The organism is Corynebacterium sp. HMSC076C10 (genome assembly GCF_001812455.1).
In the GTDB taxonomy this organism is placed as follows: Bacteria; Actinomycetota; Actinomycetes; order Mycobacteriales; family Mycobacteriaceae; genus Corynebacterium; species Corynebacterium jeikeium_D.
Genome location: NZ_KV809152.1, coordinates 22,731 through 37,855, shown reverse-complemented (window position 1 = coordinate 37,855; position 15,125 = coordinate 22,731). Strand labels below are relative to the sequence as shown.

Sequence of the window (15,125 nt, the reverse complement as noted above, 5' to 3'; positions counted from 1 at the left end):
TGATTTCTCAGTCCAACTAATGGGGAGCAGTTCAGTTCGGTTGGAGCCCCTTAGCGTTTACACGCTAACTGGTGAAGACCAGTCAATGAGACCTACTTGAGAGCCTCTTCCAGCAGAGCCTTCTCCTCAATCTGGTGGACCTTAGCCACACCAGTTGCGGTGGAGGACTGTGCACGGCGGGAAACGCGGGTCAGCTTCGGCATATCCGGCAGAACCTCTGGGAGGTTCAGTGCCAGGAATGGCCACGGACCCTGGTTAGCCGGCTCATCCTGAACCCAGCGGACTTCCTCAAGATCCGGGTAGGACTCGAAGATGTCGCGGAGGCGGTTGTGCGGCAGCGGGTGCAGCATCTCCAGGCGAGCGATTGCAAGATCGTCGCGCTTGTCCTTCTTACGCTTCTTCTCCAGCTCCCAGTAGATCTTGCCGGAGCAGAGCAGCAGGGTCTTGATGCCGGACTTGTCCTTGGACTCGAAGTTCGGGTCATCGATGACTGAGCGGAACTTGTTCGGGTTGGTGAAGTCCTCGACAGCAGACGCTGCCATCTTGTTGCGCAGCATCGACTTCGGCGAGAACACAACCAGCGGACGGTGCAGGTCGGACAGGACGTGGCGACGCAGCAGGTGGAAGTAGTTAGCCGGCTCGGACGGCTGAGCAACGGTGTAGGAGCCCTCGGCTGCCAGCTGCAGGAAGCGCTCGATACGTGCCGAAGAGTGGTCCGGGCCCATGCCCTCGTAGCCGTGCGGTAGCAGCAGGATCAGCTTGGAGGTCTGACCCCACTTGGCCTCGCCGGAGGAAACGTACTGGTCAATGGTGGTCTGAGCGCCGTTGGCGAAGTCACCGAACTGTGCTTCCCAGAACACTGCTGCGTCCGGGTTACCCAGGGTGTAGCCGTACTCGAAGCCCATGCCTGCGTACTCGGTCAGAGCCGAGTTGTAGATCATGAAGCGGCCGCCGTTCTTGGACTTACCGTAGGCGTCGATCGGGTTGTATTCCGAACCGTCCTCGGAGTCAATCAGAACTGCATGGCGAGAGGTAAAGGTACCGCGGCGGACATCCTCACCTGCGAAGCGGACGTCGATGCCAGCGCCGGTGAAGGAGCCGATTGCCAGCAGCTCGGCCATACCCCAGTCGATGCCACCTTCCTGAGTCATCTCCGCGCGCTTCTTAGCGACCGGCGCAACACGCGGGTGAATCTTGAAGCCCTCAGGGAGGTTGACGTAGGACTGACCAATCTCGACGATTTCAGCCTTGTCGATGCCGGTCTTGAGACCGTGCGGCAGCGGCTGAGAACCGGCGATACCGGTCTGCTCGCCCGGCTTTGCGTCCTGAGCTGCGCGAACCTCGTTGAAGACCGCTTCCATCTGGTCGTGGAAGTCTCGGCGTACTGCTTCGTACTCTTCCTCGGAGATGTCACCGCGACCGATGAGGTCCTCGGTGTACTGAGCACGAACGCTTTCCTTCTCGTCGATGATCTTGTACATCAGCGGCTGAGTCATGGACGGGTCATCGGCCTCGTTGTGGCCGCGCTTGCGGTAGCAGACCAGGTCGATGAAGACGTCCTTGCCGTAGCGGTTACGGTACTCAACAGCCAGCTGGCCGACCCAGACGACAGCCTCCGGGTCGTCACCGTTGACGTGGAAGACCGGGCAGCCGTATGCCTTGGCGATGTCGGTTGCGTAGTAGGAGGAACGACCGGAGTCCGGCGAAGTGGTGAAGCCAATCTGATTGTTCACCACGATGTGGACGGTACCGCCGACCTTGTAACCACGCAGGGACATGAGGTTCAGGGTCTCCTGGACAATGCCCAGGCCGGCGAAGGATGCGTCACCGTGCAGCAGCAGCGGCATGACGGAGTAGCCCTCTTCGCCCTTGTTGATCTTGTCCTGGCGTGCACGAGCAAGACCCTCAACGACCGGGTTGACGGCCTCGAGGTGGGACGGGTTCGCAGTCAGGGTGACGTCAATCTCGCCCTCGCCGAACATCTGGATGTGACGGCCAGTAGTACCCAGGTGGTACTTGACGTCACCAGAACCGCCGACCTGTGCCGGGTCGATGTTGCCTTCGAACTCGGTGAAGATCTGGCGCAGTGGCTTGCCGACGATGTTTGCGAGCACATTCAGTCGACCGCGGTGTGGCATACCGATGACGACCTCATCCAGGCCAGCACCAGCAGCGGTGTCAATGGCGGAGTCCATCAGCGGAATCAGCGACTCTGCGCCCTCAAGGGAGAAGCGCTTCTGGCCGACGTACTTGGTCTGCAGGAAGTTCTCGAATGCCTCAGCGGCGTTCAGCTTCTGCAGAATGTACTTCTGCTCAGCGTGGGACGGCTTTGGCTGGCCGCCCTCAATGCGCTCTTCCAGCCACTCGCGCTCTTCGCGGTCGAGGATGTGAGCGTACTCGGAACCGACCTTGAGGCAGTATGCGTTCTGCAGGCGCGAGAGAACTTCGCGCAGCGTCATCGTCTCCTTGCCGCCGAAACCACCGACGTTGAAGGTACGGTCCAGATCCCACAGGGTCAGACCGTGTTCCTCAATATCGAGGTCAGCGTGGTTCGGAGCAGAAGTATTTGGCTGGTCAGAACGCAGCGGGTCAATGTCAGCCAGCAAGTGACCGCGGGAACGGTAGGCCTCAATCAGACGCATGACGCGGGTGTTCTTGTCAATACCCGTGTTCGGCAGATCCTGCGCCCAACGGATTGGGGTGTAAGGAACATGCATGGTCTGGAAAATGTGGTCCCAGAACTTGTCGTCGACAAGCAGATTGCTCATCGTGCGCAGGAACTCACCGGACTCTGCACCCTGGATAATGCGGTGATCGTAAGTAGAGGTGATGGTCACCAGCTTGCCGATGCCCATCTCTGCCAGACGGTCCGCGGAAGCACCGGCGAACTCAGCCGGGTAATCCATGGAGCCGACACCGATAATCGCGCCCTGCCCCTTGGTAAGGCGCGGGACGGAGTGGCGAGTACCGATACCGCCCGGGTTGGTCAGGGAAATGGTGACGCCCTGGAAGTCCTTACCGGTCAGCTTGCCGTGGCGAGCACGAACGACGATGTCCTCGTAGGCGTCGACGAACTGCTTGAAGGTCAGGGTTTCACACTCGCGGATAGCAGCAACTACGAGCGAACGAGAGCCGTCCTTAGCTGGCATATCAATGGCCAGGCCGAGGTTAATGTGCTCCGGGGTAACCAGAACTGGCTTGCCGTCAACCACCTTGTAGTTGTTGTTCATGTCCGGGTGGAGCATGACAGCCTTCACCATGGCGTAACCAATGATGTGGGTGAAGGAGATCTTGCCGCCGCGAGCGCGTGCCAGATGATTGTTAACCAAGGTGCGGTTTTCAAACATCAGACGTGCCGGCATATCGCGAACCGACGTAGCGGTCGGCATCTCCAGGGAGACATCCATGTTCTTAGCGATAGCTCGTGCGACGCCCTTCAGAGGCTCCTCGCCGGATTCAACAGCCGAAACCTTGGCTGCTGCATCCATTGGGGACTTCTTTGGCTTCGGGGACGCCGGCTTGTTCGGGGTCTTAGTGGGTTCGACCCCCTTGGATTCACGACGTCCGGTTGCCTTAGCTTCCTCCTTCGTGGCTGCTGCTGGCTTTGCCATATTGGAAAGGTCCTCGCCCTTTTGGGACGGGGTGTGGGTTGCGAAGAATTCGCGCCATTCCTGACCCACAGACTGTGGATCCTTCTGGAATTGCTGGTACATCTCGTCGACCAGCCATTCGTTCTGGCCGAAGCTCATGTCGCTGCTCACGGCAGGTACTCGCCTCTTTTCGTCTTAGTTTTACTAACTCACGTTTATTCTAATTAGCGCAAGCGTCAAAGTGTCATTCAAGGATAACGAAAATTCTGAATTACTACACCGTCGCGCTCCCCATATGGTACTTGCTCCAGAGCTCTGCGTATTGGCCACCCGCCGCTAGAAGTTCATCATGGGAGCCGTCTTCGACAATACGCCCGTGGTCAAGTACCAAAATCCGGTTGGCCCGAGCCGCCGTAGCCAGGCGGTGGGCCACAATAATTGCCGAGCGTTGACGCGACGCACGGTCAGTGGCTTCAAGGATTGCCGACTCTGTTGCAGGGTCGAGTGTCGCGGTGGCTTCGTCGAGAAGCAGCAGTTCAGGACGCATCATTTCGGCACGAGCGAGTGCGATGAGCTGACGCTGTCCGGAGGAGAGCCCTCGGCCATCTGGGCCGACGGGGTGGTGGAAGCCACCGGGCAGGCTGGCAATGGTGCTGAGGGCACCGACGTTTTTCGCGGCCTGCTGAATTTCAGCATGACTGCTGTCCGGTAGACCGTAGGAAATATTTGTTGCTACTGTCCCCGAAAACAGGTGTGATTCTTGGGGGACATAGCCGAGGGTGCGTCGCCAATCGTTAAGAGGGAAGTCGCGGATGTCAGTTTCGGAGGCTCGCACCACACCGTCAACTGGATCGTAGAACCGAGCAAACAACTTAATGATTGTTGATTTTCCGGCGCCGGTGGATCCGACAATTGCGACTGTTTCTCCGGCAGGAATCTGCAAATCGAGAGCATCGAGAACCTGCGGGCGTTCGTGCTCAGAGTCGGCGGCGGGGTAGGAGAAAGTTACCTTGTCTAAGCGCAGGTCGCCAGCAGCTGCGCGGGACGCGCCGTCAGTAGTGCCGTGATCTGGCATGGGGGCGGTCTGTAGGAGGTCATCAATGTGATTGAGGCCGACCTTCGCCTGCTGGTAGCCGTCGAAAACATGGGACAGCTGCTGAATCGGGCCAAAGAGCATTCCTAGGTACAGCGTGAAGGCGACGAGTACGCCGGGTGTCGTGGTTCCCGAAGCAACCTGTTGGGCACCGACAGCCAATACCGCGGCTGTTGCCAACTCAGAGACGAAGTTGATGCCGGGGAAGAATAGAGCCACGGCCAGCTGTGCTCTCTGACGAATTGCGCGGTACTTGTTGGATTCCTCGGCAAAGGAAGATTCGATATCGGCGACGCGGTGGTACATCTGAATCTCGCGAAGCCCACCAATAGTCTCCTGAAAATCAGCGTTGACCAAGGAGAGCTGCTCTCGCGCAGCCTTGTATAGGCGCGAGGAGATCCGGCGGAATACCAGAGTGGACACCACAATGATGGGAAGCGATGCCAACGCCACTGCGGCGAGTGACACCTGTGTGGCAAGCAACAGCGCTGTGACACCGAGCAGAGTAAACGCGGCGATAGCCCCTTCTGCCAGTCCCGTTTGCAGGAAAGAGGACAGCGCGTCGATGTCGGTTGTCATCCTCGTCATGATGGCGCCCGAGCGATTGGCCTCGAAGTAGTTAATGCCAAGCGACTGCAGGTGACGGTAGCAGCGCACACGCAGGGCATAGAGCAGCCGCTCACCAGTGCGCGCAGTAATAACAGCATTTGTGGCTACGGCAAGCCAACTGATGAGGACCGTCGCCAAGCCACCTGCGGCGCAGGCCCACAGCACGGCCTCATTGTGCTCACTGATGCCGTGGTCAATGGCGTAGCGCACGAGCATGGGGAACGCCAGATCGGCGACGGCAATGAGGGCGAGTAGCGCAATGACACTTATAAATAGGCCACGGACATAGGAGAGCAGCCGGCGCAGAGAAAAAAGCTCGGAGTTGTCGAGTGCCGCAGCGGGCACACGCGGTTTTTCGGTAGCGGGTGGGAGGTTTCGCACACGCTCGAGAAGCTCAGGCGTCGCAGGAGCATTGGCGAGAGCCGCCCCCATGCCACCACGACCGCCGCCGCGGCCACCTGGACCACCGGGTCCACCTGGACCGCCTGGACCTCCTCCGGCTCGGCCAACCCCGCGGCTCATTTGAGAAGTGGCACCTCCGGGAAGCCGCGCAGCGGTGTCTGGCGTGGAGTTGTCGGAGGTTGGCGCGGTTTCGTCGGGCCAGAGTTCCTCGGGGTTGGGGTCCTCACTGCCAATGGGGTCGAGAACGAGGTTTTCGATTTCGGGGTAGGCGCTCTGGTCGATGTCCATCAGCTCGGTGAAGCGCGGATGAGAAGTAATCAGTTCGGCCTTGGTGCCAATGCCAGTGATGGCACCGTCTTCGAAAATGGCGATGTGGTCCGCCTGCTCGAGAGTGGAAGATCGATGCGCCACGATGACGATAGTCGTTTCCGCTAGCTGCGAGGTCAGCGCGTTGAAGATTTCTAACTCTGTTGCAGCATCGATTGCTGAGGTCGCGTCGTCGAGAACCAAAACTCGAGGACGGGCGAGGAATGCCCGTGCTAACGCGACGCGTTGAGCTTGTCCGCCGGAGAGATTATGCCCGCGCTCGCCGATGGCTGTGTCCCACCCCTGAGGCAGATCGTCGACGAAGTTGACCTGGGCGGCGGTCGCTGCGGCGTTAATCTCTTCCTGGGACGCCGCGGGATTGGCGAATGCGATGTTCTCACGCAACGTGCCCGCAAATAGATAAGGAGTGTCCGGAACGACAGTTATAGCGTCATATACGTCGCTGGAGAGAATGCGCGCCGTATCTGTGGATGTGCTGTGGCTGGGCGCATCGATAGTGATAGTTCCCGAATCCGGCAGATAGTGACGGCCGAGTAACTCCGTGGCGATAGTCTTTCCGGACCCCGGTGGGCCAATCAACGCTAAGGTCGCCCCTGGCGCGACGGAGAATGAGACATCGTCGATAAGCGTGCGTCCGCCACGGCTGTGGGTGACGTGGTTGAAGCTGATGCCAACAGGACCGTTGGGGAGGGGGAGCGCGTCGGTGGGTTCGGGGTTGTCTGGTCGGGCGTCGATGACATCGGAAATGCGGTCGATGCTTGCCGACGTCAGCTGTATCGAGATGACCATGTTGGAGACCAGACGCGACAGGGCAGTCAGGCTGGTGAGATACGTGGCAAACGCCACGAACGTGCCTAGGGTGATGTGTCCGTTAATCGCGAGCCAGCCACCGACTGCGATATTTCCGACGAGGGACAGTTGCGGCAACGACTGCAGCGCCGGTTGGAATCGAGCGCTGAGTTTTGCCGCTCGCAGGCGTAGGGAATAGAGCAGCGACGAGTTACGCTCCATCCTCGCAACTTCGTTGTCACCCTGCGCAAACGCCTTGACAACGCGAATGCCGGAAACGGTTTCCTCGACTTGTCCGGCGATCTCGCCTGCTTGCTGTTGGGCAGCCCAGGTTGCGGCATGGAGTTTGTCACGCGAATTCACCGCAATGTAGACAATCGCTGGCACGACGGCGAGGCCGACCAGTGTCAGGGGCAGCGAGAGGGCGAGCATGATGCCGATAGTGATGAACAGCTTGACGACGGATCCCAGTGTCAACGGCAACATCGCCAGTAGTCCGGACACTGCCTGGAGGTCGGAAATTGACCGTGACACGACCTGGCCGGTGTTGACTCGGTCTTGTGCTGGACCATCGAGGTTTTGTAGGGAGCGAAGGATCTTTAGTCGCAGGTCGTGCTGAACATCAATGGAGAGTTTGCCGGAGAAGAATCTGCGCCCCACCTGGGCGACGAAGCGTACTAACGCGATGGCCAGAAAGACGGAAATGACTGCCTGCAGGGGAGTTAGGGAAGGCAGTAGGCGCGCGGGGACACCGCCATCGGAAGAGCCCGTTGCCACATCAATGGCATCTCTAGTGAGAAGCGGAAGTACGGACTCTAGCCCGACAACGATTAGCGCTACAACAATGACACCATAGAGCGGTAGTGGCCTGTGAAGAGACTGTTTCCACAAGAACTTCATGGGAGAGGTTCTGAGGGGTTTGCTCTGGGCCATGGTGGGTACCGCTCTTCCATTGAAAAACGTTGCTGAAGGGTAATCGGGGTAAGAGGAACTACTTATTCTTCTTTTTCTTCGGCCACTTCAGCGCCGAGGGAATAGAGAACCTCGATGACTTTGAGTCCTTCTTCGAGTCCTCCGAGGTGTTGGATTTAGCCGGTAGCTTTCGTTCAAAGTCCGACCAATCCTGGGGAAGCGGGCCCAGAGATGCGCGAGTGGAGCTGATAAGAATGCCACCGAGCTTGCGGTTGGCGGAGGCCCCAACCACGGCGCCAATTCCAAATGGCAAAATCTTACCGATGATGGCCAGACGAGCGTTCTTCATCAAGCGCTTGCGTGCCTCGCGAATCAGCAGGCGGTTTGCTGCACCCAGCTGCGGAACGCCAAGCCGTGGCAGTAGAGAATTCACGGAAGTTTTGGTCTGCTTCCGCAGCGATTCCTCGCCAAGAAGAGAGGCCATAATAGCTGTCCCCTCAGAACCACTCATGGCCGCAAGAATCAGCGTGCGACGGCGTTGCGGATCGGTGATGTCAATATTGCGCAGGGTCGCTGAGGCCAGTGTGTACCAGGCTGATGCTTCCAGAAACAGCAGAGATTCACCGGTAACCGCAGCCAAGCCCGTAATCATGCCGACGCCGGGGAGAACCGCGCTGCCGCCGGCGGCACCACCGGTGCCGGTGACCAGGTTGAGGTAGTGGGAATCAATACGTTCCTGTACCTGCGCCGGAGTTTCATCTTTTTTGCGCTTGTGTAGGGAACTGACGTACCCGGTGATGGCAGACGACTGCCAGCTCATGGTCTTATCCAGGGTTTGGATAAGAAGGGTTCCCAGTTTTCCGGCATCACGTTCGATCGCTTCGGGGGTTGAGTTCACCGCATCAGTTACTGTGCGAGTTGAATCCTTCTTCGTCTTTTGGAACAAAGTAGTAGACCTCCTAAACGGGTCCGTTGAGAGCCATATGCCCATATAAACACTACTGAGCTGTGGGGAAATTCCGTAGTCGGTGGAAAAATAGACAGGTGTACGGCGATTAACACAGTCGATAGAAGGATGAGACTGGTGAACGATGTCACGCGGGGTGCCGCATTGCCTCCCGAGTACTCCCAGCTTTTGGCGGACTTTCCTCGGTTTTCCGCAGATGTCACGCCTCACGACGGCGCTGCGGAGTGGCACCTTTCTACCGAAGCTGTAGCCGCCGGAATTGAGGCTGGGAGAAAGCTGTTTCCCATGCCCGAGGTTGAGGTGGATACCCGTTTTCAGGCCCAGTTGTGGTGGTGGTCCATGTGCGGAGCATTGGTAGGGCCATCGCTGGCATGCGTGTTGGCGTCCGATCGAGTTCCAGTGTGGCAGTGGTCTTCTTGGCTCACATTTCTTCGAGATGACTATTGGGTTGGGTTCCAAGCTCAACAGTTTGAAAGCATTTCCGCTGAGGATGCGGATGAGCTGAAGGATTCCGGCGAAGCACTGGCTCATTTCTTGGAGCCGTTGGCTCAGGTTGTTGGAGAAGTCGGGGAAATCAAGCCTGCCCCTCTTTGGGCCGTGGCTGCCGACGCCGTAGCTAACGCCGCAATATCCGCCGGTAATGAGCTGATGGAGCCCTGGCGCGGAGCGCTTATTGGCAAACATGTCGTTGAGGGAATACAGCGAGTACATCGGGTCCCTCATCCTCGTTTCATGGATTCCTGCGGAGGCGAGGTGCGCCCCTGGGATGAAGCCGCTGCTGAATCGGGAGAAGAACCGGACTTCGATGTAGTTACTCACCTGGAGAGAGCTACTTGCTGCATGATTTATCACAGCCCAGATGCCGATCTGTGTGTCTCCTGTCCAAAACGTTCTCGTGAGGAACGCCATCAACTCTGGGCACGCTACTGAGCGCTCTGTTTTCGAGAATCGACAGCTGGCGGCCTGCTCCTCAACCGACCGCGTTGGCGGCTTTGCAGCAGCACGCACGCTGCCGGCGCGATCTTTCGCAGCAATTGCCGGGGGCATGAGCCACCCCATGATTGCGCGTTTGTCGCTACGATTGGCTGCGGGTAGAGGCCAATTATCTTTCAAGGGAGGATTCCACCCATGAGCTTTTTCGAGCAGATTGCTGCGGCACTGGACCGCGAGGGCATTGAAAGCCGTGTCAACGATGACACCCTCTTCGTTCCCATTACCTCTGACCTGGAGGTTCAGTTCGTCACCATTGATGAGGACATCCCGGCTGCCGAAGTTTACGTAGCCGCTGCCGATGTGGATGATGAGGACGATGAGTTCGAAGCTGTTCTGGTCTCCGCTGTATTCTCCGTCGAAGACGCCGTCGCGGCAGTCGCCCACCATGTAGCTACTGACCAGGTTGTTGGCCTGCTGCGCACTCTGCTCGATGGTGATGATGACCGCATTGCTGACCTGGAGTTTGAACAGGACCCCGAAGAGGCAACCTTGGTCACCTCCGAAGTTGGTACCTCCTCGTTGGTCCAGGTTTTGGTAACTGCCCACAACAACGAGCCCAGCGCACACGTCCGCTTCATCTCTCAGGACGCGAACTTGGACGACATTGTCGACCAGGCCATCGCAGAGTTCTGGGACTCGGACACCGAAACGGTTCTCACCGATGATGACCGTCGCAAGATGTTCGCTGACCTCTACTCTGACATCCAGACCTTGCGCAATGAGGTTCTGACGCTGGGCACCTTCAAGGACTTTGACAAGCTGATGGATGTCCTTGCGCTCGTGGTAGACCGCGCAGAGGAATGGGAAGATCAGCTGGCACCCGTCGATGACGGGTACGCGGAGTATATCTACTCTGATCACGTTGCCTCCTTGGACGGGGAAGATGATGACGATGACGACGATGATGACCTCTATGACGATGGCGACTATGACGACGAGGACGACGAAGAAGGCGACGACAGCGAGTAGCCGTACTGTGGCAGCACTGTGACCAGTGCTAAGCCGCTGATGGGCGAGAAGAAAAGAGCTCGTTAGGACACGGCAGTGGCCGCGCGTCCCTGGTGCCAATCCAGCTATAACGGCGCCCGGGGAGTGCGAGGTCAGTGCCGTTTTCGTGTATCTTGCTGCAGTCCTGCGCACGATGGAGTGCCTCAGCCACAGCCCGAGTACGTCGGCGGGTTTCTTCCCGCGTCCGATTCGAACCGCCAATTCCGCGGAGGACTACCTCCGATGAGGATTCCACCTTGACGGAAACGGAGTACATGAACATGGGCTCATCCTTCAGGATGAAGTATTCCGCGTGCACGTCGGCAAGCTGGGAGACCAGTGCGCGAGGAAGCGCTATCCGTGACGCGCGGACGGTGACCACAGGCCCGTCGGGAAGCGAGAAGGTGTGATCTAGCGCGCCGGGCGAATGCCTACGGGCGATGGTGGGGTGGCAGAGGATTGTGCGGATGAGGTCGAGGTCTTCGAAACATTCTGCACGGTAGGTAGCGGATAGTGGGGGAAGAGCTAGGCGGCGATGAATGGGAAACTCGTCTGCTGTGTTCATGGCTCACAAGTTATCGAACACCCCGGACTCGCATTTTCGAACATATAGAACTAATGTTCGAGATATGTTTAGCATCAATTGGCTACCCAAGTGGGGGTAGTCAATTGGCTAGGTGCCTGGTGTTATTGCAGGGACATGTGGGGTTGTGGAAACGATTCGATAACGACTTTTGTAAAAGTCCAAGAGTCTGAGAAAACGCTATTTCTGGGGGTGGGGTGGTGGATTAGTGTGGGGGATGGTCCTAAAGGAAAACTAAAAATTTGAAAGATTCGTCTCAATGAAGCACGCAAGAAGTCGAATGGCGGTATCGGCTTTCGCAGCACTTTTGTCCTTAGCAGCCCCGGTCGCGGCACATGCTGTCGTGGTTGGTCCGGGTGACCCGATTCGAACTCCCATGGAGGGAAGCCCGTGGGATGGGCACCGAAATGTCAACTCGCCGATGTGTTCGGCGGGTGTTCCGGGAACGGTGACGGACCGCAATGGGGAAAAGCATCGGGTCATGTTGACCGCAGGGCACTGTGTGAATGATGCTCCGGATGTGGGTCTGCCAATCGTTACCGGTGAGGTGTATGTGCCAACCACCGAAGGCGATAAGCGCATTGGTACGACAGGTGCTCACCGTTGGGAAGTGCCGCAGGAAGATGCCGGACTGGAGTCGTTGCCGGCGGCCTTTAATGGTGCAGACTATGGAGTAATCAACCTTGATCCGGACGTAGAAACTACCGGCGCAAGTCACTCCATCGATGAAAATGGTCAGAGCTACGGGGAGCCTGTAGCGATGACTGGCATTCAGGACAATGAAGACCTGCCGCGTGGCGAGGTCTCCTTCGATAATTTTGGCAAACCTATCTGTAAGGACGGCATGCGTACCGGACGTGCCTGTGGCTATCAGGTATTCCGGGCTCGAAACGGCATTTGGACGGTTGGTATCGGCGTTGACCACGGTGACTCGGGCGGAAATGCCTACGATCCGACCACTAACGAAGTTATTGGCGTAAATTCGATGACCTTCGGTCCGGTCTCGCGTGTGATGCCCGCAGATATTGCCATTCAGGAGGCATATGGCATTCCCGACGGTCAAGTAAACGACCACTTCGAGGTACCGGATTCCACGGCTCAGCGCGACTCCACCTATCGCACCCTCAACGAGGATATGGCGGCGGATCAGGAGTATGCCCGGGCGCAGGATTCGCAGGATTCTCAGGAAGGTTCTGTACCGCAGTTAGCTGATCTTGTGGACCAGCTGCCGCAGTCACCGCAGCTCCCTGAACTGCCACAATCGCCCCAATTGCCACAATCGTCACAGCCGTTTGAGCTGCCTCAATTGGCAGAAATCCAGCTTCCAAGCTTTGAGGGCTAGCACCAGTCTGAGAATCTGACAAAAATCACCCCCGAACCGTTAAGAGAGCCAGAATCATCCAAGGCGGATGGTTCTGGCTCTTGCATTGCTGTTGAACAAACCTTTTGATGTGTAATGCGCGTGCCGTGAAGGCGAATGAACGGTTCCTCGACTGAGAATTTCACCCTAGGTTCCATTTTTGGAGAGCTTTGTAAAGGTGTCCCTAATACACTGAGTGGGACAAGTTTTCTGTACAGAAATGGAGTATCGCACACTATGGCCAGTTCAAAGAAGGTCGCCACACTCACGGCTGCACTGTCGGTAGCTGCGGGTGGCTTTGTGCCCGGAATCGCGGTAGCTGAGGCTGCACCGGCAAACTCGGATGTTGTCATCGGCCCGGGCTCGCCGTTGCGAATGCCGTTCCCGAGCAGTAAGAACATCGACGGACGGCATGTTCAGTCCCCGATGTGCTCTCTGGGAGTTCCCGGCACCGTTGTGGATCAGAATGGCGTTTCGCATCGTGTCATCATGACTGCCGGTCACTGTGTTGTGGCGAAGGATACTGAAACCGGCGAAGAGGTCACCGGCCAGTTCTTCATCCCAACCAAGGACGGCGACAAGCTGGTCAACAAGGACTACATGGGCACCGATATCATGCCGGAAGAGGGTGACTTCGACGAAAACACCACTATGCCGGAGTTCTTCAACGACCTCTTCAATAGCGGTGACTACGGCATCATTGAGGTTCAGGACGACATCAAGACCACCTCTATGTCCCACTCTGTTGATGAGTTCGGCAACGTCCACGGCGAGCCGGTTCAGATCGTCGGTATCGAGGACAAGCGCACTCTCGAGCCGATGGAGATTTCCTTCGACAACCTCGGTGAGCCCGTGTGCACCGACGGTTCCCGTACCGGCCGCGGCTGCGGCTTCCAGGTGTTCCGTGTCCGCAACGGTGTCTGGGCCATCGCTCCGATTGACCACGGCGATTCGGGTGGAAACGCTTACAACCCGGAGACTCGCGAGGCCATCGGCGTTAACTCCATGGGTATCGGCCCGCTGAGCCGCTTCCAGCCGATTGACGTTGCTCTTGAAGAGCAGTACGACATCCCGGACGGCCAGGTCAACGAGCGCTTCAAGGTAGAGACCTCCACCGAACCGCAGTCCGAGTTCCGCACGATTGACGAGGACTCCCAGTACACCAAGCAGCACGTCCCGCAGGAAGAGCCGGATTTGGGTCCGATCGGCGAGCTGCTTCCAGAGGGCGTCGAGGTCCCACCGGAGATTGCCGACATTATCTCGGAGAGCCCATCTCTCCCGGAGCTGCCGATTCCGGAGCTGTCTGGTGCGACCGCTCAGGCAACACAGCCTGTCAGCAACCTCTCCTCGCAGGCGAACCTGCCGAGCCTGTTCTAATCAGGTCACCGCAGTCTCGTAGATAGGGCGTTCGCTTTACGACGCTCCGTCCAACCCCCTATTCCGCCACAGTGGCGGGGTAGGGGGTTTGTGGCTTAAGGTCCTTAACTATGCAAAAGATAACCAATGCTGCCGATTCAGAGGTCGAAAAGGTCAAGGCACTAATTCGTGATGCTGATCCAGAAGGGGATCGGTTTGCAAAGGTTTTTAGGGAAACCTATTACTTGCTCTATAACGGCCAGAAAACAGGACGTTACCGCTGGGAACAGCTTTACAAGACTGAGAAGACCCATTTTGGAACATTGATCGAAATCGCTATCCGTCATGAGTTTGCGGAGATCATCGATGACGGCATACAGAAACATCTTGATTATCGGATCGCTGGAACCGACGTAGACTGCAAGTTTTCCATGAATAAGGGATCGTGGATGATCCCGGTAGAAGCCGAAAACGAGATTATTATTGGACTGCATTCCTCTGATGAGGATTCCTGTTTCAGCGTTTGTGTTGAGCGAGCTTCGTCGGACAAATTGACGAAAGGCGGGAATCGTGACCGGAAGCGGACGTTTACTCAGGCAGCTCGATCTGGAATTGATTGGATCTTTGATGACGCTCCGCTGCCCGTAAATCGATTGCTTCATTTGTCGGAAGGTGCTCGCGAGAAGATCTTCGCCAATCAATCTGGGCAAAAGCGAGTTAACGAGTTTTTCCGGCAGGCGCTCGGATTGGTCATCAATCGAGAAGATATTGCAACGGTGGCGAAACAACGCGACTACATGAAGCGTGTGCGTGGCAATGGCGGTGCGCGAACAGCTCTGGCTGCTGAAGGCATAATTATCCTAACCGGAAAGTATATGCGGCAGATGGAAATCGCGGAGCAGTTGGCTGGTGTGAAACTGCGTTCCGATGAGTTGATTGCGCTGAGAGTTGTGTCGGTTGGTAATTCTCATCGTGGGCGGGGCGCTGTGGAAATTGACGGTCAGTCTTGGCGAGTAGCTACGAGCACTGACCCAGTGGTACAGGCGCCTATTTCATTCTGATCGGGTATGTTGACCGTAAAATCAGTCGGGGTAGTAGGGTAGGAAGCGTCATTAAGCACGATATCGAATGGATGTTCGAATTATGTCTCGTGGTGG

Annotated in this window: 9 protein-coding genes; 5 read left to right on the top strand and 4 right to left on the bottom strand. The window is 57.4% G+C overall.

Features of this window, described 5'->3' with window-relative positions:
• Positions 1–92: 92 nt before the first annotated feature.
• From HMPREF2857_RS07705 to HMPREF2857_RS07695, 3 genes are all read right to left on the bottom strand, one after another.
• Positions 93–3,761 (bottom strand): multifunctional oxoglutarate decarboxylase/oxoglutarate dehydrogenase thiamine pyrophosphate-binding subunit/dihydrolipoyllysine-residue succinyltransferase subunit, encoded by a 3,669-nt coding sequence (locus HMPREF2857_RS07705; protein WP_070643453.1) that lies wholly within the window; start codon positions 3,759–3,761, stop codon positions 93–95.
• Positions 3,762–3,864: 103 nt separating this feature from the next.
• Complete coding sequence (locus tag HMPREF2857_RS07700; protein ID WP_246819663.1) at positions 3,865–7,710, bottom strand: ABC transporter ATP-binding protein; 3,846 nt, start codon at positions 7,708–7,710, stop codon at positions 3,865–3,867.
• A gap of 91 nt (positions 7,711–7,801) precedes the next feature.
• Positions 7,802–8,620, bottom strand: coding sequence for a hypothetical protein (locus HMPREF2857_RS07695; protein WP_224783718.1), 819 nt, complete (start codon positions 8,618–8,620; stop codon positions 7,802–7,804).
• Positions 8,621–8,806: 186 nt separating this feature from the next.
• On the opposite strand from HMPREF2857_RS07695, the gene HMPREF2857_RS07690 reads away from it, so the two are divergent.
• Both HMPREF2857_RS07690 and HMPREF2857_RS07685 read left to right on the top strand, forming a co-directional pair.
• Positions 8,807–9,619: a (2Fe-2S)-binding protein gene (locus tag HMPREF2857_RS07690; protein ID WP_070643455.1), complete on the top strand. Its 813-nt coding sequence runs from the start codon at positions 8,807–8,809 to the stop codon at positions 9,617–9,619.
• A gap of 198 nt (positions 9,620–9,817) precedes the next feature.
• Positions 9,818–10,651 (top strand): hypothetical protein, encoded by an 834-nt coding sequence (locus HMPREF2857_RS07685; RefSeq protein ID WP_070643448.1) that lies wholly within the window; start codon positions 9,818–9,820, stop codon positions 10,649–10,651.
• A 28-nt stretch (positions 10,652–10,679) separates the two neighbouring features.
• Here the strand turns inward: HMPREF2857_RS07685 and HMPREF2857_RS07680 are convergent, their stop codons facing one another.
• On the bottom strand, positions 10,680–11,234 hold the full coding sequence (locus tag HMPREF2857_RS07680; RefSeq protein WP_070643445.1) for a hypothetical protein: 555 nt from the start codon (positions 11,232–11,234) through the stop codon (positions 10,680–10,682).
• Positions 11,235–11,511: 277 nt separating this feature from the next.
• Here HMPREF2857_RS07680 and HMPREF2857_RS07675 point away from each other — a divergent pair, with 277 nt between their 5' ends.
• The 3 genes from HMPREF2857_RS07675 to HMPREF2857_RS07665 all read left to right on the top strand — a co-directional run bounded on the left by HMPREF2857_RS07675 (position 11,512) and on the right by HMPREF2857_RS07665 (position 15,029).
• Positions 11,512–12,594: a S1 family peptidase gene (locus tag HMPREF2857_RS07675; RefSeq protein ID WP_246819661.1), complete on the top strand. Its 1,083-nt coding sequence runs from the start codon at positions 11,512–11,514 to the stop codon at positions 12,592–12,594.
• Positions 12,595–12,849: 255 nt separating this feature from the next.
• The gene (locus HMPREF2857_RS07670) at positions 12,850–13,989 is read left to right on the top strand and encodes a trypsin-like serine protease (protein WP_246819660.1); all 1,140 of its coding nucleotides are present in this window, start codon (positions 12,850–12,852) and stop codon (positions 13,987–13,989) included.
• A gap of 110 nt (positions 13,990–14,099) precedes the next feature.
• On the top strand, positions 14,100–15,029 hold the full coding sequence (locus HMPREF2857_RS07665; RefSeq protein WP_070643436.1) for a NaeI family type II restriction endonuclease: 930 nt from the start codon (positions 14,100–14,102) through the stop codon (positions 15,027–15,029).
• The last annotated feature ends 96 nt before the right edge of the window (positions 15,030–15,125 follow it).